We start from the raw sequence: 23,040 nt of genomic DNA, 5'->3' as shown, positions 1-23,040 counted from the left end.
ATGTAATAAAATTACAATTAGCTTTGTTGCTGTGCTGCTGCACGAGCTGCTCTTGTAAGCTTAACTGCAGCAACTGTAGAGTTCTTAGCATTTAATAATTCTAAGTTATCAAAAGCTAACGCTCCAACTTGAATTGAGTCACCTAATTTAAGTGCATCAATATTTACATTTAATGTATTTGGTAAATTAGCTGGTAAACCTTTAACACGTAATTTACGTTGTTCAAGAGTTAATCTACCCCCTGCTTTAACACCTTCTGCAAAACCTTCAAGTTTAACTGGTATTTCAATAACTACAGGCTTATCTTCAAAGATTTGTAAGAAATCAATATGAAGAATTCTATCACTTACTGGGTGAAATTGAATGTCTTGTAAGATAGCTTCAACTTCAACTCCATCAACTGTTAACTTAACGATATATACATGTGGTGTATATACTAAAGCTTTAAGTTGCTTTTCTTCGATAGCGAAATGAACTACTTCATTTCCACCATAAAGTACTCCAGGTACTTTTTCTTCTTTACGAAGTTCTTTGGTAGCTTTTTTACCAATAACTTCTCTCTTTGAACCTTTTAATTCAATCTTTTGCATTTTCTTAATTTTATGTGCTACTCAAAATAAATCATTAGTAATGAAACATTTACTTCCCATCACACGATTTGCCCTAAGGCGGCTGCAAAGATAATCAAATTATATTAAAAATTGATTACTAATTGACTTATAATAATAAACTTTTTCAATCGTATCTGCCAATAACTCAGCAATTGAAAGAACTTTTATCTTTTTAGATTCCTTTTTTAAAGGAATAGAATCTGTAACAAATAATTCTTCTAATGAAGAGTTTTCGATATTTTCATATGCAGAACCTGAAAGAACAGGGTGTGTAGCAATTGCTCTTACACTTTTTGCTCCTTCTTCCATCATCATATCGGCAGCTTTTGTTAAGGTTCCAGCTGTATCAATCATATCATCTACAATGATCACATTTTTATCCTTAACATCTCCAATTATTCTCATTTCGCTTACCACGTTGGCTTTTGCCCTTGATTTATGACAGATTACCATAGGTGTACCAAGAAATTTAGAATAAGTACTTGCTCTTTTACTACCACCCACATCTGGTGAAGCTATTACCAAATCATCAAGATTCATACTCTTGATATGTGGTAAGAAAATAGAAGACGCATACAGGTGATCAACCGGAAGATCAAAAAATCCCTGAATTTGATCTGCATGAAGGTCCATTGTAATTAACCTGTCAATTCCTGCTGCAGTAAGCATATCAGCGGCTAATTTAGCCCCGATAGATACACGGGGTTGATCTTTTCTATCCTGACGAGCAAGACCAAAATACGGTATCACGGCAACAATTTTATATGCCGAAGCTCTTTTGGCTGCATCAATCATCATTAATAACTCCAACAAATTATCTGCTGGCGGAAATGTTGATTGAATCAGGAATACATGAGACCCCCTGATTGTCTCCTGAAAACCCACGGCAAACTCGCCGTCACTGAAGTTCAACTTTTTAATATTTCCCAAATCCCTACCGGAATAATGACTTATTTTCTCGGTCAAATAACGGCTAGATGTTCCCGAAAAAATTTTAATGGGTGCTTTTGGTGGCATCGCAAATTGTTGTTTTTCTATTAATTATTTTTAAGACGCTGCAAAGATATAAAAATCATCATTGTTATAACTGCCACAGCGCGCTATTTAAATTGTTTCCTTATAGTTAGAAATTTCTTTAAGTAAGATGAACTCTTACCAACTTTTATTTACTTCATCAATAAAAGATAAAATCTCTTCCTGCCCCTCTTTTTTTACTGCAGATGACACAAAATACTGAGGTAATTCATCCCAATCCTCCAAAAGAGCATTTTTATAGTCGGTTGTATTTTTTTCAATTTCTTCAGGTTTAAGCTTATCAGATTTTGTAAATACAATAACAAAAGGAATACCCCAGTTACCCATTTGAAACATAAACTCTAAATCTACCTTTTGCGGTTTATGTCTGATATCAATCAAAATAAACAAGCACATCAGGTTAGATCTATGTCTTAAATAGCCATCAATGATTAACTTAAATTCTTTCCTTTGGGTTTTCGATACTTTTGCATAACCATATCCGGGTAAGTCAACCAAATACCAATCATCATTAATAACAAAATGATTTATTAACTGTGTTTTTCCTGGAGTAGAAGAAGTTTTAGCCAGTGAATTCCGATTACACAGCATATTAATCAAAGAAGATTTTCCAACGTTAGATCTTCCGATAAATGCGTATTCAGGTTTATCAGGTTTAGGACATTGAGCAGGTTTTGCACTTGAAGTAAGAAATTCTGCTTGTTTAATTTCCATCAGTTTTTTGTGCAAAGTTACATTTTGTTATAATAAAATCAGCATTTAATACAGGCAATATATGGCCTGAAGTATTGATTTTGTACCTTTATCAACTTAAATGATAAAATCTGGCAATTATGAATACTTCATTATACCCTTTAAAATTTAAACCCATATTAAAGAATACCATTTGGGGCGGAAACAAACTCAGAACTATCCTGAACAAAGAAAGCAACGAGGATAACATTGGTGAATCCTGGGAATTATCGGGTGTTCAAGGAGATGTTTCTGTTGTCTCAAACGGATTTCTGGAAGGAAATTCACTGGAAGAGATAATAGAAATATATATGGGAGAAATCGTGGGCGATCCTGTTTTTAATAAATTCGATAAGGAGTTTCCTTTGCTATTTAAATTTATTGATGCTACTCAGGATCTTTCTATACAGGTACATCCCAACGATAATATCGCAAGAGAGCGCCATAATGCATACGGCAAAACTGAAATGTGGTATGTTATTGATGCAGAACAAGGCAGCCAGTTAATTTCAGGATTTAACGAACCATCAAGTAAGGAACAGTATCTGGAAGCGTTTAAGAAGAATGAAATTACTTCGTTATTAAAATCGCATAAAGTTGAGCGTGAAGATGCATTTTTTATTCCTGCTGGCGAAATACATGCCATTGGAGCAGGTATTCTTTTGGCAGAAATTCAGCAAACATCTGATGTTACCTATAGAATTTATGATTACAACCGAAAAGATGCTTCCGGAAAAGAACGGGAATTACATACTGATTTAGCATTGGACGTAATAGATTACAAAAGTACCAACGACAAAATTAGCTACGATAAAAATGACCTGAACGAAACAGTAAATATCGCTGCTTGCGAATACTTTGTAACAAATTTTTTAAACCTGACTGAAACATTATTAAGAGATGTATATCTGCTTAATTCTTTTGTTGTATACATGTGTACTGAAGGTTCTGCAACTATAATTTGCGAAAATGGCACTAAAGAATCCATTAAAAAAGGTGAAACAATACTTGTGCCTGCCAGTATTCAATCTATTGAAATTACACCTGATAATAGCTGTAAATTATTAGAAGTATATATAAAGCTTTAAGCCACTAAAAAAATGGTTTATCATTATTTAAAAGGATTAATGATAAACCATTTTACTTTTATAGATGTAAGCTATTTACACTAATCTCTTCATTTAAAAAATAACCAGCTGTTTGCTTAAACTTCTCAACATTTTCTGTTGTATAAAACTGAGTAATTCCACCTTTACTACATTTAATATCCATCTCTGGATGACGTTTTAAATAGTCTTTTAAGCTTGAAGCGACAATATCACCTTGAGAAATAACACATACATTACTGGGTAGATATTGCTCAATTTTGTTTAGTAACAATGGATAATGCGTGCAACCTAATATTACGGTATCAATATCTCTATCTTGATTCATCAATTGATGAACATTCTTTTTTATAAAATAGTCCGCACCTTCATTCTCTCCTTCGCCATTTTCGACTAGAGGAACCCACATTGGACAAGCTTCCTGGAATACTTCGAGAGCTTCATTTTGCTTTTTTAGTTCAATAGGATATGATAATGACTGAACGGTTCCAATAGTTCCTAAAACACCAACTTTATTTGTTTTTGTATAGTTTGCTACCGCCTCAGCGCTAGGACGAATTACGCCTAAGACCCGTTTTTCTGGTGCTATTAGTGGTAAATCCTTTTGTTGAATATTGCGAAGTGCTTTTGCAGATGCTGTATTACAAGCCAAAATAACTAAATGACATCCCATAGAAAACAATTTTTTAACTGCCTGCAATGTATATTCATACACTATATCAAAGGATCTGGTTCCATAGGGAGTTCTGGCATTATCCCCGAGATACAAAAAATCATACTCAGGCATTTGTTTTCTTAATTTATCCAGCACAGTTAAACCTCCATACCCTGAATCGAAAACTGCGATTGGTCCAATATTATCACTCATAATAAAAACAAAAAAGGATGACTAATATTAGTCATCCTCAAATATAATAAGTTTGTTATAATCTATTAAAGAGTTGCCAATTTTGCTTTAACCAATTCTTCAACATCTACACTTTTTTCTGAGTGGTAAACCACTACTCTTGAACTAACATCAAAAATATAGATAAATCCATTTTCAGCACCTACTTCATCAATTGCTTTTTGCACCGCTTCAATGATTGGCTGTAAAAGTACTTGCTCCTTTTTTTGTAAATCCTGAGAGGCCATTGCCTGGAAATTTTGTAATCTGCTATTAATTTCCTGAAGCTCTTTTTCTTTTGTAGCACGGATTAACTCTGGTAAAGTATCTCTCTTTTCCATATAATCTGTATACTTTGCCTCAAGCTCTTCGTTCATTACTTTAAGGTTCGACTCTAATTTTTGAGCCTCTTGTTGTAATGTTTTATCTGCTTCTAGTTTTGCTGGTAATTCAGCAACTAATTTTTGAATATTAACGTGACCAAACTTTAAGTCCTGAGCAAATGCACTTGAACTAACTAAAATGGTAACAACAACTAATAATAACTTTATAGATTTCATTATAATTCAATTTTTAATTATTCCTAATTTTATTGGATTCCTAATTTAGCTTTAACAAGAGGTGCAACATCTACACTTTTTTGAGACTTATACACTGTTAAACCACCAATTTCTTCAAATATATACAAAAAACCATTTTCTGCACCAACATCCTTAATTGCATTAGTCACTTTCTCAAAAACAGGAGTTTTTAACTCTTGCTCCTTTTGTTGTAGCGACTGTTGTGACTGTTGATAAAAAGTCTGCACTTTGTTATTCATTTCCTGAATTTGAGTTTCCAAAGAACTTCTTTCTTCAGGTGCTAATGTATTAGCTTGCATTTTTTGTATATACTCTTGCTGTAACCCTTTTAAAGTTTGTTGCATATCTGTAAGCTGAGTTTCCAACTGAGTGTACTCAGCTTGCAACTGCTCATCTATGGTTTTTAATTCGGGCATAACACTTAATATTTCCTGAGTGTTCACATGACCAAACTTTAACCCGGATTGGGCAGAAGCAACAGTGGCTGTCATAAGTACCAATCCAACAATAAGATTTTTAATTAAATTCATAATTTTTCTTCAAATTTCAAATGATTCTAACCTGACTCCTCTATCATGTGACAAAACATCAAGTATTACATAAGTATTAAATTGACTTAAATTGAACCAACTTGGCTAATAAATACTTTACTTTTTATATCCTAGTTTTTCTAAAACTAAATCGCTCATATCATATTTTGCATCAGAAAAAAGAACCACTCCACCTGATGCTTTATCAAATATTGCAGCATATCCTTCTTCATCAACTAATTCTCTAATGGCATTATAAATATCATCCTGAATCGGTTTTATCAGGGCCTCTCTTTTTTTACCCAATTCACCTTCCGGACCAAAATATCGGGTTTGCAACTGACGAGCTTCTTTCTCCTTCTGAACAATCTCTTCCTCCTTTTTAACTTTCATTTCATTGGATAAGAATACACTTTCAGTCTGATAATTCTGATACATTGTTTCAACTTCAGCATATACTGCTTCAATTTCCTTTTGCCAGTTTAATGATGCCTGATTTAATTGTTCATTGGCTGCTTCGTAAGCAGGAATATTTTTTAAAATATACTCTGTGTCGACGAAAGCATACTTTTGAGCATTGGCAAATAATCCAAGCCCAAGTACAAGTGATAAAATAAATATTTTCTTCATCTTCTTTCCTTTTAGGTATACAATAATCTTTGTCGAACAGTCCAATCACAAAAATTAAACCACATTAAAATTGTTGTCCGATAACAAAGTGGAATTGACTTCCATTAGCTCCTGGTTGATTCGCTATTTCATCAAAACCATATCCCCAGTCAATTCCCATTAATCCAAAGATAGGTAAGAAAATTCTAACACCAACTCCGGCAGATCTTTTTAAACTGTATGGATTAAACTCTTTAAACTCAGCCCAGGCATTACCTGCTTCAAGGAATGCTAATGCATAAACTTGTGCAGATGGTTGTAATGTTAATGGATATCTCATTTCAAAAGTAAGCTTACTATAAAGGTTACCATTTTGACTTCCTCTTGAGTAAGGTGTTAACGAAGAGTTTTCGTAACCTCTTAATCCTACTGTCTGGCTACCATACATACTATATCCTGACATTCCGTCTCCACCAACAACGAACTTCTCAAACGGTGAACGAACATATTCATTATAATAACCAAGGAATCCCATTTCATATTTACCCATTAACACCAATTTTTCTCCTTTGTCAAGTGGTGAGTAAACAGTTCCTGAAGTGGTCCATTTATGATATTCTATTAACTCATATAATTCTTCTTCTGCTTTTTCCTGAGCATCAGCATCACTATAGTTTAATGATGTTTCATATAAGTTTTCATAATTCTTATCTGTAAATGCAGAATAAGGAGGAGTAAACTCTAAACCAATTGAGAAGTTAGATCCTCTACGTGGGTAAAGTGGGTTATTAATAGAGTTACGAGAGAAAATAAATTTGAAATTTAAGTTCTGTGAAACACCATTCTGCATAATAAAATAATTCCAGTCACTTAAGTGATAATACTGATAACTCAACTCACTATAGAATGAAAAGAAGTCATCCGGCCATGTAAGTCTCTTACCAAAACCTACTGACATACCAGTAATTTTCATAAACTGTTTTGTATTCACACGACCATAGCCACCATAACCTCCGTAGCCACCATAACCACCATAGCCTCCGTAACCACCATAGCCATAACCTGAACTATATGGGTTATATCCGTAGTTTCTTGAAACTCCTGTTTGAACAGATCGGTATAATGAGAAAGTAAATGAATTTGGTTTTTTACCTCCTAACCAAGGCTCTGTAAAAGATAAACTATATGACTGATAAAATTTACCATTAGTTTGAGCTCTTAAAGATAATGTTTGTCCGTCACCTGTTGGTAATGGTCTCCACGCTTCCTTATTAAGTATGTTTCTAACAGAAAAGTTTGAGAATTTAAGACCTAAAGAACCTACAAACATACCAGCTCCCCAACCTCCTGATAATTCAATTTGGTCATTAGCCTTTTCTGTAAGATTGTAAACTAAATCTACTGTTCCTTCTTCAGGATTTGGATTTACATCCGGGGTAATATTTTCCGGGTCAAAATGCCCTAATTGCGATAGCTCTCGAATAGTACGTATTAATTCTGACTTACTAAATAACTCACCCGGCTTGGTTCTAATTTCACGACGCACTACATGTTCGTGAGTCTTAGTATTTCCTTTAATTACAATATTATTAATTGTAGCCTGCTTTCCTTCAAAGATACGCATTTCAAGATCAATGGTATCGCCATATACTTTTAACTCTACTGGTGTAATGTTTGAGAATAAATATCCATTATCCATATAAAGATTGTGTACCGCATCATCATCCTGGAACAATCTTTCATCCAGTTGTTTTTGATTAAAAACATCCCCTTTACCAACTCTTAATACAGCACTCAAATAATCTGAAGGATAAATACTATTACCTATCCATGTAATATTACCAAAATAATACTTTCTACCTTCATCAATTTTAATATTGATATCAACAGTATTGTTATCATTTTTAGATATTGAATCATATTCAATAATCATATCACGATAACCTTTTTCGTTGTACTTATCTATTACAGCTTGTAAATCCTCCTGATAAGTTTCTTCAATAAATTTCTTTGTTCTGAAAAAGTTTAAGATTTTTCCTTTCTCATTGGTTTTTTTCATTGTTCTGTTCAGTTTCATATCCGAAAGAACATCGTTACCAAGAAAATCTAATGAGTTAACTTTTACTTTTTCTTTTTTATCAACTGTAATATCTAAATATACATGATTGTTCTGTAGTGTATCATCTTTTTGAACAACCCTTACTTCGGTATTATAAAAACCTTTATCTACAAAATACTTTGTAATATATTTTTCAGCTCGGGTAATAAAGTAAGGTGTAACCTGACTACCTTTCATCATGGCTACCTTTTCCTCAACTGTTTCTATTTCAGATTTTTTTAATCCGTAATAATTAATTTCTGATAATCGAGGTCTTTCCTGAAGTAGAATCTCAAGCCAGATTTTTCCATTTTCTATTTTCTTTGCCTCTACTTTAACATCTGAAAAAAGCCCATGCTGCCAATACTTTCTGATTGCTTCAGAAATTTCATCACCTGGAACATTAATTCGTTGTCCAACTCTTAATCCTGATAAGTTCACAAGAATTTTGGGATCGTAATTTTGAATACCTGAAACTTCAATATCCGCAATTTCATAATTTCTGGGTGAGCCTGTATAACTTATTGTAGGTACGTCAGCATCTGACTGTGCAAAAACAAAAGTAGGTAATAGGGTAATCAGGATTATATAAAAGGTAAACTTTTTCAGCATGCTATATTTTAATATATAAGTTCTATTTCTTTAACTGTTCACTGGTTTTTCCAAACCTTCTTTCTCTATTCTGATAATCTGAAAGAGCCAAATAAAAATCTTCCTTACCAAAATCCGGCCAAAGCGTATCACAGAAATACAACTCTGCATATGCTAATTGCCATAGTAAGAAATTACTAATTCTTAATTCACCACTGGTTCTGATCATTAATTCAGGATCAGGCATACCGGAGGTTGTAAGATTATTTGAAATCATCTCAGGTGAAATATCCTCTGGTTCAATTTCATTATTTTTTACTGATAGTGCTATTTTCTTAACAGCTTCTGTCATTTCCCAACGAGAACTATAACTTAAAGCCAGATTTAATGTAAGTCCGGTATTATTTGACGTATCTTCAATACACTGCATTAACTTTCTTCGAACGTCCTTTGGGAGATTATCTATACAACCAATAACTCCTAATCTGACATTATTTTCCATTAATGTTTTTGTTTCGGAGCTAATTGTAGAAACCAACAATGACATTAAAGCATCCACTTCAAGCTTTGGTCGATTCCAGTTTTCTGTTGAGAATGCATATAAGGTTACATAGCCGATCTGCAATTCAGCCGCAGCCTCAGTAACTGCACGAACAGCCCTAACTCCATTCTTATGTCCAAATACTCTTGAATTGCCCCGCTTTTTTGCCCATCGTCCGTTACCATCCATGATAATGGCAATATGCTGCGGTAATTTGTCTTTTATCAGTTGGTCTTTTACTGACATATTAATTTGTCTTTGCCTTTTTAATATCCACTTTTACATTCGGTTTTTCTTCTAAACATGCTAAAGGTAACCATCACTCCTGCAAAAGAATATAAATCATTATTATGAACTGTAGTCCCTCCTTCAAATCCGTAAGGATCATCTGTTCCTTCGAAGGGGATATTACGTCTTATTCTTATGTCAAGATCATCCACAAAGGTTTTTCTAAAACTCCACTCTGCTCCTACCCTTATCCATTTGTTTATTTTATACTTAAAACCTACACCGATTGGCAAAGATAATATAAAAACCATTTGTTCAGAGCTATTTTCAAAATCTGATGAAATTCTTTGATAAATTGTCGTTCCTACTCCAAATGAAACATATGGCGTAAAGGTTGTTGTTTTTATAAAAGGATGATCATAAGATCTGAAATTAAACTCCATTTGCAGCGCCACATCTCCAATACTCCTTTTAAAAGAATAATTACCATTCCCGTTTGGGAAAGATGTACCATTATAAGATTCTTCTCCTTTAATATTCATTAAAGCAGCGGAACCTTTAACTGCAAATCTATCTGTTAAAACATATCGTGCTACACCTCCATACGCTAATGAAGGTTTGTAAAATTGCTTTTGTGGATTTAAATCTCCTAAATAATAAGAAGTTCCTGCCATCAATCCAACTTCAAGTCTATCTTGAGCCTTTATAGTAAAGAATGAAAATAAAAACAACAGTGTTAATATAAATCCACATTTCTGTAATGCAAATCCAAACAATTTTAATTCTCTTTTTTTCTTCATTCTGAAAGCCCCTAAATTAATTTCTATTCAAATCAGGCAGCCACAAAAGTAATATTTATATGCAAAATGCAATAATATATCATTTTAGCGCCGTAAATATAACCCCGAATTTTGATATTTATTGTCGATTGATAGTTAAAATCGAGTTAAAGTTAATCGTAAACAAACCTTGTCAAAATCATTTTTTTAATTGATTTAGCTTGCTAATTTTGGGTAAACAAAAAATCATCAATAATTATGTACGGAGATTTTAAAGATTACCTCGCCTCAGAACTCGATAATATTAAAGAGTCAGGACTATATAAAACAGAAAGAATTATTACCACTCCCCAGGGTGCAGACATAAAAGTTAGCACAGGAGAAGATGTACTAAACTTTTGCGCTAATAACTATTTGGGATTATCATCACACCCAAGAGTTGTTAAAGCTGCACAAGACATTATGAATTCGCATGGATACGGGATGTCATCCGTTAGATTTATTTGCGGAACGCAGGATATCCATAAAAATTTAGAAAAGAAAATTGCAGATTTTCTAGGTACTGAAGACACCATATTATATGCAGCTGCTTTTGATGCAAACGGAGGTGTTTTTGAACCTTTATTTTCTGCTGAAGATGCAATTATTTCTGACGAGTTAAACCATGCTTCCATTATTGACGGTGTCAGACTTTGCAAAGCGGCTAGGTATAGATACAAGCATGCAAACATGGCTGATCTTGAAGAGCAACTTGTAAAATCACAAGAGCAACGTTATCGCATTATTGTAACTGATGGTGTTTTTTCTATGGATGGAGACATTGCCAAATTAGATCAAATATGCGATTTAGCTGAAAAATACAAGGCTTTGGTTATGGTTGATGATAGTCACGCTTCAGGTTTTATTGGTAAAACAGGAAGAGGAACTCATGAATATCATAATGTGATGAGCAGAGTTGACATCATTACAAGTACCTTAGGAAAAGCATTAGGGGGAGCTCTGGGAGGATTTACTACTGGAAAAAAAGAAATTATTGATATGCTACGTCAAAGATCCCGCCCTTATCTTTTTTCAAATTCCTTAGCCCCTGCAATTGTAGGCGCTGCCTCTGAAGTATTTGACATGCTAAGCGCATCAACAGAATACAGAGACAGAGTAATTGAGAATGCTGATTATTTTAAATCAAAAATAAAAGAAGCTGGTTTTGATATTAAGCCAACTGACTCTGCCATCGTAGCACTTATGTTATACGACGCAAAATTATCACAAGAGTTTGCTGATAAATTGCTACAGGAAGGTATTTATGTAATTGGTTTTTATTATCCTGTAGTTCCTAAAGGACAAGCTAGAATCAGAATTCAAATTTCAGCAGCTCATACAAAAGATCATTTAGACAGGGCAATTGCAGCCTTTACTAAAATTGGAAAAGAACTTAAAGTTATTGAGTAAAATAAATTTGATATAAAAACAAAGGTCGGATAAAACTATCCGACCTTTTTAATTTTTATATAATGCCCTAAATGGCATAATATATTTATGTCTATTCAAACATATTTTTCATTCTACTAAAAAAACCTTTTTCTTGCGAGCTTGGTTTTGGGGTGAAGTTATCCGACTCAGCCATTTTTTCCATAGCTTTCTTCTCATCTTTCGAAAGATCCTTAGGAATCCAAACATTTATTTTCACTAATAAATCTCCTCTTCCATAGCTATTAACTTCAGGCAGTCCCTTACCTCTAAGTCTTAATACTTTTCCTGGTTGAGTACCTGCTTCTATCTTCACCTTCACTCTACCTTCAAGGGTTGGAATTTCAACAGGCGCACCTAATGTAGCATCCGGAACACTTACAAACAGATTGTACAATAAGTCACGACCATCACGAACTAACTCTTCATGTTCTTCCTCATGAATAAGAACCAATAAATCTCCGTTAATTCCACCTCTTCTGGCTGCATTACCTTTTCCGGAAACAGAAAGCTGCATTCCTTCTTCAACACCAGCTGGAATATTTATAGAAATTACTTCTTCATCACGAACAACACCTTCTCCTGAACAATGCTTACACTTGTTAGTAATAATCTTACCTTCACCTCCACATGTTGGACATGTTGAAGCGGTTTGCATTTGTCCTAAAATCGTATTTGAGATACGTGTTACCTGACCAGAGCCATTACATGTAGTACAAGTACTATGTGATGCACCACCTTCAGCTCCTGAACCACTACAGTGGCTACATGGCACATATTTCTTTACACGGATCTTTTTTTCAACGCCGTTCAAAATTTCATTAAGGGTTAATGTTACCTTAACTCTTAAATTTGAACCTTTATTAACTCTTTGACGACTTCTTCCGCCTCCGCCGAATCCTCCGAATCCGCTAAAGCCTCCAAATCCGCCTCCGCCAAAAATATCACCAAAATGTGAGAATATATCATCCATTGACATACCACCACCAAAGCCACCACCAGAAGATGCACCACCTACCCCGGCATGGCCAAATTGATCATAGCGCGAACGCTTGTTCTGATCGCTTAATACTTCATAGGCCTCTGCAGCTTCTTTAAACTTTTCTTCCGCAGCTTTATCTCCAGGGTTTTTATCCGGATGGAATTGAATGGCTTTCTTTCGATAAGCCTTCTTTATCTCCTCTGGAGTTGCATTTTTTGAAACTTCTAGAACCTCGTAATAATCTCTTTTAGACATAATGATAACCTCTGTTTCTTAACTATTCTCCAACAACTACTTTTGAGAAACGCATTACTTTATCATTAAGCATATATCCTTTCTCTATACAATCAATAACCTTACCTTTTAATTCCTCAGTTGGAGCAGGTATTTTGGTTATTGCCTCATGCAAGTCTGTATCAAATTCTTTTTCTTTAGCCTCAATTTCAGAAACACCATTCTGCTTAAGAAATTCCTGAAATTTGTTATAAATTAAATCAATTCCTTCCTTAACTGCATTTAAATCCGATGCTTCACCTAAGTGAGAAATTGCTCTGTCAAAATCATCAACTACAGGTAAAATTCCTTTTAAAAGACCCTCTCCCGCACTTTTAGTCAACTCCATTCTTTCCTTAAGTGTTCTTTTTCTGTAGTTGTCATATTCAGCAGTCAAACGCAAATATCTATCGTTAAGTTCAGCCACTTTTTGAGTTAATTCCTCAATCTGTTTTTCTTCAGAACTTAAGCCATTTTCTTCAGCTTCTTTGTTGTCTTCAACCTGCTCTTCTGCTACATCATTCTGAGTTTCCTCAAGGTTTTCGTTAGTTGTTACTTGCTCGTCAACTACTTCCTCCTGCTTTTCTTTTTGTGATGCTTTCTTTGTCATTATATTAATTTCTTACATTTTCGTATTTACAGCTCAACGCTTAACAATTATTTTGCCACTCAATAAAAGAGGGACAAATTGACAGCGTTTTGTAATCAAAACGAAAATCTTGTCACTGCAAAATAAAAAATGGCAGAATACTAAAGGATATTCTGCCATAATAATTATCAGTTATTACTTATTTAAAGTCAATTATTTTAACAAGCTCTCTAATGCTTGTTCTAAAGCCGGCCCTCTTAATCTTTTTGCAATAATAATTCCGTCTTTATCAATTAAAAAGTTATCTGGAATTCCTCGAATATTATATACCTCAGCCCCAAGAGAATTCCAACCTTTTAAATCACTTACATGGTTTGGCCATTCAAGCTTATCTTGCTCAATAGCTTTTTTCCACATCTCTTTGCTCTTATCAAGCGACACGCTATAAACAGTAAAACCTTTGCCGTTTTTAAACTTTTCGTCCTTATACTGCTGATAAGCATTTACCACATTAGGATTTTCTCTTCGACATGGTCCGCACCATGAGGCCCAGAAATCGATAAGAACTAACTGTCCTTTCAAAGAGGATAGTGATATAACTTCTCCTTCAGGAGATAGTAATTTTAATTCAGGTGCTTTATTTCCTATTCCTAATCCAACCTTTTGTGCTTCGCCAGAAAAAGTAATTCCCATTAGAAACAGAACCACTATTAAAATCTTATTTCTCATATATAAAAGTTTTATTACTAATGACTTCTTAATTATGATTCAATATATTTTACAATTTATTTTACAAATTGTTCAGATACATAAATCATACAAAAATGCCAATAGATTATCACTAATACATCATTTTTAATAAAAAAAAGGAAATAATTTTAATTTCTGCGAAGGTATTCAAGTGACGAAGCCACTTTATCAATACTTGTGCTGCTGGCAATTAATCTGCCATCACCATCAATAAGGTAGTTTGTAGGTTTTTCTACATTGTAGGCTTTTGCAATAGACGATTCCGCTCCTAAGTAGTCGCAGATGTGCAGGGCATTTGTCATACCGTCTTCTTCAATAGCCTTATTTAAGGGAGATTTAAATCGGTCAAGGGAAATTGCAACAACTACAAAACCTTCACCATTGTAAAATTTGCAATTTGCAAATTCTTTTTGAAGTCTCATCTTTTGATGATTATCAACTCGGGATTCCCCATCATATGACGCCCAAAAGTCAACAAGAACCATTTTTCCACGTAATGACTCCAGATCGAAATCAGCCCCATTAATCAGGGTAGTTTTAAATTCAGGAACTTTATCTCCAATTCCAAGACCTACCTTTGGTTCCGGTAAGCCATTGATAAAAGAAATAAACCCTGGCCCTGCTAAAACAACTAAAATAATTAGTTTTAGCTTTCTCATACACACACAATTTTGGTTTATAATCACATCGCAAAGTTTATGATTTTTGCGATACGGTTCGTCTTTATTTAGACCAACACTTCCGTTTTCATGACAAATGTTAGGAAAACGATGGGCAAAAATATGTCACAAAACAGTAAAAAACAAAACTAATTCTTTTGAAAAGTCGAAAATGATTATTATTTTAGTCGATTCTGACCAAATGTTAACAGAACATAAAAGCCCTAACACCTATCTGTATCCATTATAAAATATACTAAAATGAAAAAAGGCCATTGTACGTTTTAACTTGTACAACAGCCTCTTTGTTAATATTTATTAATTTTACTATTTAGAATTTACTCTTTTTATTCTTGCCCCAAGTTTTTGAAGTCGGATATCGATATTTTCATACCCCCTGTCAATCTGATTAATATTTTGTATAACACTCTTACCTTTAGCAGATAAAGCTGCAATCAAAAGAGCTACTCCGGCACGAATATCTGGTGATGTTAAAGTTGTACCTCGTAACATCGTTTCTTTATTTAATCCAATAACGGTTGCCCTATGTGGATCACACAAGATAATTCTTGCTCCCATATCAATCAACTTATCTACAAAAAACAAGCGACTTTCAAACATCTTCTGATGAATTAGAACACTACCTTTAGCCTGTGTTGCAATAACAAGGAAAACACTTAATAAATCCGGTGTTAATCCTGGCCATGGAGCATCTGCAATGGTCATTATTGATCCGTCAATAAAGGTTTCTATTTCATATGAATCCTGTTCAGGAATATAAATATCATCTCCCCTTCTTTCAAGCTTAATTCCCATTCTTCTGAATGAATCCGGAATAATACCTAATTCATCGTATGCAGTATCCTTAATAGTTATCTCCGACCCTGTCATGGCAGCCATTCCAATAAAACTGCCAATTTCAATCATATCTGGCAGAATTCGATGGTTACAACCTGCAAGAGTCTCAACGCCTTCTATATGAAGTAAATTAGAGCCTATTCCATCTATTTTGGCTCCCATGCTAACCATCATTTTACAAAGTTGCTGTAAATATGGTTCACAGGCAGCATTATAGATACTGGTTTTTCCAGGAGTTAACACTGCAGCCATTACAATATTGGCAGTTCCGGTAACAGAAGCTTCATCTAAAAGCATGTAACAACCTTTAAGCTGATCAGCTTCTACACTATAAAATATTTCGTGTGGATTATAATGAAATTTAGCTCCTAATTTTTCAAATCCGATAAAGTGAGTATCTAGTCGACGTCTTCCTATCTTATCGCCACCCGGCTTCGGAAAATATGCTTTTCCAAACCTGGCCAACAAGGGTCCCATTATCATAATTGAACCACGCAATGAAGACGCTTTTTTTCTAAAATCTTTTGATTGAAGATACTCCAGATCAATATTCTCTGCTTTAAAAGAGCATTTATCTTTTGATATTCTATTTACTACAACACCTATATCTGATAGAAGATTAATAAGGTTGTTTACATCTACGATATCCGGAATATTAGTAATGGTAATTTCTTCTTTTGATAAAAGTGTAGCACAAATTACCTGAAGTGCTTCGTTCTTCGCCCCTTGTGGAGTTATTTCGCCAGAAAGCTTATGACCCCCTTCAATTTCAAAACAATACATCTTTGTATGTAGATTATTTCAATTTGATTCTATTTTCTATCGTCGTATCTTTTAAACGGACGCTTCTTCCTATTTCTATTTTGATTCTGATTCTGATTCTGGTTTAGACTTTGGCTTTGGCTGTAATTCTGATGTTCTCTTTGCTCCGGAATTTTTAGATCGGAAGGGATTTCCAATTTATTACCTGAAAGCTCAACCATATCAGAGAATACTCTTTCGTCGCCAGGGAAATCTTTATTCCACTGCAAAAGCGACTTTTTCATATTGTTTGCTATTAATAACAGAAGATGATGTTTTAATTCTCCTTCTTCCATATCAACAGCCTTTTCAATCATTTTTTCAATTGTGCGGCCATAATGACGATATCTGATTCGTTCATTATCATAGGCTAACTTTTTAGGACGTTGATAAAGTGTTTCCTTTTCAGGAAGGTCAAATGGTGTTTCAATATCAAGTTTAAAATCTGACATAATAGCCAAATGATCCCAAAGTTTGTGTTTAAAATCGTTTACATCACGTAAATGAGGAAACATATTTCCCATATTACCAATAATGGATTGGGCACATCTTGTTCTTTCGTCTTTATCTTCAATTGTAACACAGTAATCTACCATCTTCTGAATATGTCGCCCATATTCAGGTAGAAGTAATTTCTTCCTATTTGAGTTATAATCCATACTTAATTATAAAATCCTACTTCTTTATTATTTTCTTTAAGAAATTCAGCTGAAACGCACCTGAAGTATACCGATGCTTTCAGAAATGGGGATAACGTTTGTTAAAAAAGTGCAGTAACCATGTGAAAAAGTTCATGCAGTGCTATCGCCACAAATCTAACCCAAAATTTTAAGTTTGGCAAATTTTAGTAATAATTGTTTAACTCCTGCATTATCAAAGTCTACCATAGCTTTTGCATTTGGTATTTGACCTTCAATATTTACAATTTTACCTCTACCAAAACGTATATGTTCTACTATTACTCCCGGCTTAAGATTACCTACCGATCCGCTACCTAACGAAGAAGGTCTGTTTTGAACGGTATGACTATTAACTTTTTTAAAGTTATATCCTGGTTTTGAAGGTGAATCTGAAGATCCGAAAGACCTCTTTGGTGCAGATGATGCAGAAAATCTTCCTTGTACTGCAGGTATTTTTATCTGATCTCCTGAAAACTCAATATATTCACTATCAATTTCATTGATAAATCTGGATGGTCTGCAAAATGATGATTCTCCATATTTATATCTTGTTCTGGCAAACGAAACTGTTGCATTATCCTCTGCACGTGTAATAGCAACATAAAACAATCTTCTTTCTTCCTCAACACCCTGCTCACTCTCTATTGTCATATTTGAAGGGAATAAGCCTTCCTCAACACCAACAACATATACATTTTTAAACTCCAAACCTTTGCTGGAGTGAATGGTCATTAAGGTAATTTTATTGATATCGTCTTCCGATTCATTATCCTGATCTGTAAGCAACGACACTTCTTCAAGGAAATTTACCAACCCGGTTTCTCCCCCTTCTTCCGTTTTATTCATGGTAAATTCCTGAATACCATTTAATAATTCCTGAACGTTTTCTTGTCTTGCCACACTTTCAGGAGTTCTGTCCTGATACAACTCTTTCATCATACCACTTTGAGTTGCTATTTCAGTTACCAACTCATAAGCCGAAAGTTGATTAACTCCTGCCCTAAAACCAGAAATTAATCCCACAAAAGAATTTAATTTCTTCTGTGTTCCAGCATTAAATAACTTGCTTGTATTTTCAACTGAAACCAAAATTTCCCACATACTTTTTCCCGTAGCACTGGCTGCTGCTTCAATTTTATCAAGAGTTGTCTTTCCAATTCCCCTTGCCGGATAATTGATAATCCTCTTTAACGCTTCCTGATCAGACGGGTTTACAGTAATTCTACAATAAGCCAATAAATCTTTAATTTCCTTACGTTGATAGAAACTTAGTCCACCATAAATTTTATAAGGCATTGAGGCTTTTCTTAAGGCTTCCTCAAAAATACGCGACTGCGCATTTGTTCTGTATAGAATTGCAAAATCCTGATAATCGTAGTTCTGTCTGAGATGCTTTTCCTTAATATCATTTATTACTATATATCCTTCTTCTATATCGGAAATAGCATTATGGATTTTGATCTTATTACCCGTATCCTTTTCTGAAAAAACATCCTTTTTAATTTGTTTGGAGTTTTTAGCAATAATACTGTTTGCAGCGTTTACTATTGTCTGTGTAGATCTATAGTTCTGTTCCAGTTTATATAACTTATAACCCGGGTAATCATTTCTAAAATTAAGTATGTTTTCAATTTTCGCACCCCTAAAGCTATAGATACTTTGAGCATCATCTCCCACAACACATATGTTATTGTGCTTTTCTGCCAGCTTTTTGATAATGATATACTGAGAATAATTGGTATCCTGATACTCATCTACCATAATGTATTGAAAGATATTCTGATACTTCTGTAATGCTTCCGGATGATCACGAAAAAGTATATTGGTATTTAACAACAAGTCATCAAAATCCATCACTCCTGATTTATAACAGTATCGCATATAGCGAGTATAAATCTCATATATCATTCCTTTCTTAGTAGCCTGATCCTCCATCATGCGATGCTGATCACGAGCATAAGAAGCGGGTGTTACCAAATCATTTTTTGCAGCAGAAATTCTTCCTAACACAGCACCTGGCTTATATTCTTTATCGTTAAGTTTCATCTCCTTAACAATGGACTTAACTAGACTTTTAGAATCTGCTGTATCATAAATTGTAAAAGAAGAAGGATAACCAATTCGTTCCGCTTCACTTCGTAATATTCGGGCAAAAATAGAGTGGAAAGTTCCCATCCAAAGGTTTCGGGCAATATCATTACCAACGATAGATGCAATACGTTCTTTCATTTCTCTGGCTGCTTTATTTGTAAATGTCAGCGCCAAAATACGATGTGGAGGAACACCCTGAGTTAATAGGTGAGCAATCCTGAATGTTAGAACTCTTGTTTTTCCGGAACCAGCTCCTGCTATAACCAACGACGGCCCTGAAGTGTTAACTACTGCTTCTCTTTGCGAACTATTTAATTGATCTAGATATTTTTGCACGAATATTTTCTGTTTTTTTAGATTGACAAAGATAAATTAAATCTGCTTTCTGCCATAGGCATTTTCATGCATTACTATAAATATGTTTCCTTCAAAAGCCCATCAATCTATCGTAATGCAAAACATGAATTTACTCAAATTTGAGTATAGACTACTGCTTAATATGGAATTAACTTAGTGCTGTTGTTTTAAAAACCTGATTCAACTTAGTATCACTATTAAAAAACCTTACCAACATAACCTTTTTAACTCTTGAGATTTTTATGCATAAGCATACGTTCAACTTACTAGAAATCTGAATGGGCAAAAGGATTTCTTTTATTTTCCAGGAGTCTTAAAGTTTAAAAGCCTCCATATTAAAAAAACTATAAACTATACATTATGAAAAGGGTTTTATTATTTACTGTATTGATTGTATTCTCTCTGATAAGCATGGCTCAGGTATACAATTATGAAGAAGTTATTGTTAGAGCACCTAAATATTCCGGTCCGGTTTATGGAGTAGAAAATACAAAGGACATGATTAATCCTATTAGTAAATTCTTATATCAGGATTTATCAAATAAGGTTCAAGCTGAATATACAGAATTTCAGGAAGGAACTGTTGTTATTGATTTTACCGTAAATGAAGATGGCTCCTTAGAGAATTTTATTGTTCGAAATTCTGTTTCTTATACAAATGATAATGAGGTAATAGAAAGTATTAAATCAACCTCAGGAAAATGGATACCTGGTTCAAAAGATGGCGTTCCTGTTCAAATGGAAAAAAGAGTTGTAATTGCATTTTCTGATGAAAACAGTCCTGCTTTGGAAGAACAAGCTATATACTACTCTACCAAAGGAATTAGAAAATTCTATAAAGCGGAGCAATGTGAAAGCGATCCTTTCTTAAGTGATGAAGTACGTTTAAAAAGATCTGACAGAAAATATCATACTGCTTTAAACAGATTTAATAAAGCAGAATCTCTTAGACCTGAAGAAGCTCAAATTATTTTTTGGCAAGCAAAAACATATGAAAAACTTGGCGACGATTTAATGAGAGATTTAAAATTACTAGATTTTGATGAATTGGTTGAAAGTGCTAAATATGTAACCACTGAAGTAATTAACGTATACATATAATCAAGTTCTATTTTAATAATGAATTGAAAAATCCGGAGTTCCCGGATTTTTTTTTATTTCTATCCCTTTAAAATACCCGACAAATAATTGACATCGATATCTCACTTGAGTATCTTTAATATTTTAATAGCGGTTTAAGATGTCTGAATATGAATTTTCATTTAATGATTTAGTACACTTAGTTGAAAAACTATCAGGTACAACAGATGGTAACCATCTGCTAAATAAACCGCAAGCTGATTATAAAGAACTGCAAAATTTAATTTGTTTGGATAATCAGTTCTACCATATAATACAATTCCCACAATTTAAACTCTTTTTTACGTCCCATAACATCTCTAATATTTTAGGATACCATCCTGAAGAATTAACACTGAAAAGACTCTACAGTTATATTCACCCCGAAGATTATCCTGTGGTATTGCTGGCTACAAAAAAAATGTGCGAATTCGTTATTACGGATATTGACAACCTAAAACCTTTCAGAAGCATCACTTCTATGGACTTTAGAATTCGACACAAAGATGGACACTACATCAGACTCTTAAATCAAAATTGCTTATTCAAAAAAGGAGAAGAGAAGCATAGTTTTCAAACTTTATCTTTTAATACGGACATATCACATATTAAAGAAAGTCTGAAAATTGAATTTAACTACACTAACAATGGCGACAATACTTGTTTTTGTTTTCCAGATGAAGAGCTAACTGAACTTTCATCGGTATTTACAAAAAGAGAAAAGGAAATTCTGGCATTGTTGGCTATGGGCAAGAGTAGTAATGAAATAGGTACTATGCTTAATATTAGTAAACACACTGTTGACACCCACCGCAGAAAGATGCTCTCAAAATCTCACTTATGTAACACAGCTGAATTAATTGCTTATTCTATTTCAAACCATCTTATTAAGGAATAACATACTGTTAAACAAATGGATTTTATTTGTTAATATATGTTAATTAAAGCGATTTGTAATTTAGTAGCTATTTGATATAATGAACATTAAAAAAAGTATACTCATATATAAGTATAGACGATTTACGGGTCTGTTATTATTTTTATATAGGAATTAAGAAACATAGTTAACCCATTTTTAATGTTACAATACAAATTTTTAATACTTATATGTCATGAAAAAATATGGATTATTACTCACAGCTTTATTGATTTCAGTATTTGCATTTTCACAAAACAGACAATTAACTGAAACCGTTGTTACTTCTCCTTATTTCATCGGATCGCAAGATGTAAATTATGATGATAACAGCTCTAAAATGAACCAATTTATTAATACAAACATCAACAACGAAAATCTTGAGGCTGGTGTTGTTGTTGCATTGTTTACAATCAATGATGACGGATCTGTTTCAAATATCAGTATTTTAAATTCTGTATCAAAAAGTACAGACAGAGAAGTTACTGCTTGTCTTGAAAAATCATCAGGCTTATGGATGCCAGGTCATGTAAACGGTAAACCTGTTGCTATGGAAAAAGAAGTTCATATAAACTTCACAGATCCGAACTTACCTTCACTTAAAGACTTAGCAAATATGAACTTAGAGCGTGGTTTATCTAAATTTCAATTAGCAGAGTACACAAGTATAAGATATAATTTAACTCAGGATCAAGCTGCTAAAAAATCTGCAAGACAATTCGAAAAAGCAATAAGATATTTAGAAACTGCCAATAAATACCAACCACAAGAACCATCTATTATTTTTTGGCAGGCCCGTGTATATGAAAAAGCTGGTTATGAATTAAAGAGTGCAGATAAGATGAATAGATTTAATGAAATTACAAGCTCTTCTTATGTAGCAAATACAGAAACAATTAATATTAAACTTCAATAAAGTGATGAATTATTTAACTACCCTGAGTTCAAATTAGGTTTTTAGATTAAACGCACACATAAAAAATTACCATTTTACAATGTGCACATTGCCCACTTAAAATTTAAATTGAACTCAGGTAAATTGTAATTTCTATTGTATTATTTATTTATGAAAATGCAAAATAAACCACTATGGACTGAAAGTCCATAGTTTTGAGCGACCTGAATGACTAAAAGTCATTCTTTAGCTCGTTTCTCATCTATTCTAAGATGA

The 23,040-nt window shown here is 33.6% G+C and carries 22 protein-coding genes; 5 read left to right on the top strand and 17 right to left on the bottom strand.

The genetic code is table 11. The annotated features are described in order from the left end of the window. Positions 1 to 17: 17 nt before the first annotated feature. The 3 genes from OM075_RS18480 to yihA all read right to left on the bottom strand — a co-directional run bounded on the left by OM075_RS18480 (position 18) and on the right by yihA (position 2,360). Positions 18 to 590 carry a 50S ribosomal protein L25/general stress protein Ctc gene (locus OM075_RS18480; protein ID WP_301192025.1) on the bottom strand — a complete coding sequence of 191 codons (573 nt, stop codon included), beginning with the start codon at positions 588 to 590 and terminating at the stop codon, positions 18 to 20. Between the two features lie 99 nt (positions 591 to 689). Further along, positions 690 to 1,628 (bottom strand): ribose-phosphate pyrophosphokinase, encoded by a 939-nt coding sequence (locus OM075_RS18475; RefSeq protein ID WP_301192024.1) that lies wholly within the window; start codon positions 1,626 to 1,628, stop codon positions 690 to 692. A 135-nt stretch (positions 1,629 to 1,763) separates the two neighbouring features. Continuing rightward, positions 1,764 to 2,360, bottom strand: a complete 597-nt coding sequence (gene yihA, locus OM075_RS18470; RefSeq protein WP_301192023.1) for a ribosome biogenesis GTP-binding protein YihA/YsxC — start codon at positions 2,358 to 2,360, stop codon at positions 1,764 to 1,766. A 119-nt stretch (positions 2,361 to 2,479) separates the two neighbouring features. Between yihA and OM075_RS18465 the strand changes: the two genes are divergently transcribed. Continuing rightward, the gene (locus OM075_RS18465; protein WP_301192022.1) at positions 2,480 to 3,466 is read left to right on the top strand and encodes a type I phosphomannose isomerase catalytic subunit; all 987 of its coding nucleotides are present in this window, start codon (positions 2,480 to 2,482) and stop codon (positions 3,464 to 3,466) included. 58 nt (positions 3,467 to 3,524) lie between these two features. Here the strand turns inward: OM075_RS18465 and murI are convergent, their stop codons facing one another. The 7 genes from murI to porG all read right to left on the bottom strand — a co-directional run bounded on the left by murI (position 3,525) and on the right by porG (position 10,348). Beyond that, the gene (gene murI / locus OM075_RS18460) at positions 3,525 to 4,352 is read right to left on the bottom strand and encodes a glutamate racemase (protein ID WP_301192021.1); all 828 of its coding nucleotides are present in this window, start codon (positions 4,350 to 4,352) and stop codon (positions 3,525 to 3,527) included. A gap of 65 nt (positions 4,353 to 4,417) precedes the next feature. Then, a complete protein-coding gene (locus tag OM075_RS18455; RefSeq protein WP_301192020.1) occupies positions 4,418 to 4,930 on the bottom strand; it encodes an OmpH/Skp family outer membrane protein in 513 nt (170 codons plus the stop codon). A gap of 29 nt (positions 4,931 to 4,959) precedes the next feature. Continuing rightward, positions 4,960 to 5,481: an OmpH/Skp family outer membrane protein gene (locus OM075_RS18450; protein ID WP_301192019.1), complete on the bottom strand. Its 522-nt coding sequence runs from the start codon at positions 5,479 to 5,481 to the stop codon at positions 4,960 to 4,962. Between the two features lie 117 nt (positions 5,482 to 5,598). After that, positions 5,599 to 6,111: an OmpH/Skp family outer membrane protein gene (locus tag OM075_RS18445; RefSeq protein ID WP_301192018.1), complete on the bottom strand. Its 513-nt coding sequence runs from the start codon at positions 6,109 to 6,111 to the stop codon at positions 5,599 to 5,601. A 64-nt stretch (positions 6,112 to 6,175) separates the two neighbouring features. Beyond that, on the bottom strand, positions 6,176 to 8,800 hold the full coding sequence (locus OM075_RS18440) for a BamA/OMP85 family outer membrane protein (RefSeq protein ID WP_301192017.1): 2,625 nt from the start codon (positions 8,798 to 8,800) through the stop codon (positions 6,176 to 6,178). 22 nt (positions 8,801 to 8,822) lie between these two features. Then, positions 8,823 to 9,566, bottom strand: a complete 744-nt coding sequence (gene uppS / locus OM075_RS18435) for an undecaprenyl pyrophosphate synthase (RefSeq protein ID WP_301192016.1) — start codon at positions 9,564 to 9,566, stop codon at positions 8,823 to 8,825. Positions 9,567 to 9,586: 20 nt separating this feature from the next. After that, positions 9,587 to 10,348: a type IX secretion system protein PorG gene (gene porG, locus OM075_RS18430; protein WP_301192015.1), complete on the bottom strand. Its 762-nt coding sequence runs from the start codon at positions 10,346 to 10,348 to the stop codon at positions 9,587 to 9,589. Between the two features lie 237 nt (positions 10,349 to 10,585). Here porG and kbl point away from each other — a divergent pair, with 237 nt between their 5' ends. Further along, positions 10,586 to 11,776, top strand: a complete 1,191-nt coding sequence (gene kbl, locus OM075_RS18425) for a glycine C-acetyltransferase (protein WP_301192014.1) — start codon at positions 10,586 to 10,588, stop codon at positions 11,774 to 11,776. A gap of 91 nt (positions 11,777 to 11,867) precedes the next feature. Here the strand turns inward: kbl and dnaJ are convergent, their stop codons facing one another. The 7 genes from dnaJ to OM075_RS18390 form a co-directional block, all read right to left on the bottom strand. After that, complete coding sequence (dnaJ, locus tag OM075_RS18420) at positions 11,868 to 13,031, bottom strand: molecular chaperone DnaJ (protein WP_301192013.1); 1,164 nt, start codon at positions 13,029 to 13,031, stop codon at positions 11,868 to 11,870. A 22-nt stretch (positions 13,032 to 13,053) separates the two neighbouring features. Further along, positions 13,054 to 13,659 carry a nucleotide exchange factor GrpE gene (locus OM075_RS18415; RefSeq protein ID WP_301192012.1) on the bottom strand — a complete coding sequence of 202 codons (606 nt, stop codon included), beginning with the start codon at positions 13,657 to 13,659 and terminating at the stop codon, positions 13,054 to 13,056. 192 nt (positions 13,660 to 13,851) lie between these two features. After that, positions 13,852 to 14,367, bottom strand: coding sequence for a TlpA family protein disulfide reductase (locus OM075_RS18410; protein ID WP_301192011.1), 516 nt, complete (start codon positions 14,365 to 14,367; stop codon positions 13,852 to 13,854). Between the two features lie 149 nt (positions 14,368 to 14,516). Next, entirely contained in the window at positions 14,517 to 15,047 is a 531-nt protein-coding gene (locus OM075_RS18405) for a TlpA family protein disulfide reductase (protein WP_301192010.1), read from the bottom strand. Positions 15,048 to 15,374: 327 nt separating this feature from the next. Continuing rightward, positions 15,375 to 16,688 (bottom strand): UDP-N-acetylglucosamine 1-carboxyvinyltransferase, encoded by a 1,314-nt coding sequence (murA, locus tag OM075_RS18400; RefSeq protein WP_301192009.1) that lies wholly within the window; start codon positions 16,686 to 16,688, stop codon positions 15,375 to 15,377. 29 nt (positions 16,689 to 16,717) lie between these two features. Beyond that, positions 16,718 to 17,365 (bottom strand): DUF4290 domain-containing protein, encoded by a 648-nt coding sequence (locus tag OM075_RS18395; RefSeq protein ID WP_301192008.1) that lies wholly within the window; start codon positions 17,363 to 17,365, stop codon positions 16,718 to 16,720. 156 nt (positions 17,366 to 17,521) lie between these two features. Beyond that, positions 17,522 to 19,813, bottom strand: coding sequence for an ATP-dependent helicase (locus OM075_RS18390; RefSeq protein ID WP_301192007.1), 2,292 nt, complete (start codon positions 19,811 to 19,813; stop codon positions 17,522 to 17,524). Between the two features lie 381 nt (positions 19,814 to 20,194). Here OM075_RS18390 and OM075_RS18385 point away from each other — a divergent pair, with 381 nt between their 5' ends. The 3 genes from OM075_RS18385 to OM075_RS18375 all read left to right on the top strand — a co-directional run bounded on the left by OM075_RS18385 (position 20,195) and on the right by OM075_RS18375 (position 22,785). Then, positions 20,195 to 20,935, top strand: coding sequence for an energy transducer TonB (locus tag OM075_RS18385; RefSeq protein ID WP_301192006.1), 741 nt, complete (start codon positions 20,195 to 20,197; stop codon positions 20,933 to 20,935). A gap of 139 nt (positions 20,936 to 21,074) precedes the next feature. Further along, positions 21,075 to 21,851, top strand: coding sequence for a LuxR C-terminal-related transcriptional regulator (locus tag OM075_RS18380; protein ID WP_301192005.1), 777 nt, complete (start codon positions 21,075 to 21,077; stop codon positions 21,849 to 21,851). 214 nt (positions 21,852 to 22,065) lie between these two features. Continuing rightward, positions 22,066 to 22,785, top strand: coding sequence for an energy transducer TonB (locus tag OM075_RS18375; protein ID WP_301192004.1), 720 nt, complete (start codon positions 22,066 to 22,068; stop codon positions 22,783 to 22,785). Positions 22,786 to 23,040 lie beyond the last annotated feature (255 nt).

Origin of the sequence: Plebeiibacterium sediminum, assembly GCF_026013605.1 — a bacterium.
GTDB classification, from domain to species: domain Bacteria; phylum Bacteroidota; class Bacteroidia; order Bacteroidales; family Marinilabiliaceae; genus Saccharicrinis; species Saccharicrinis sediminus.
The sequence above is the reverse complement of the archived record's forward strand: the minus strand, read 5'-3'. Positions and strand labels throughout refer to the sequence as shown.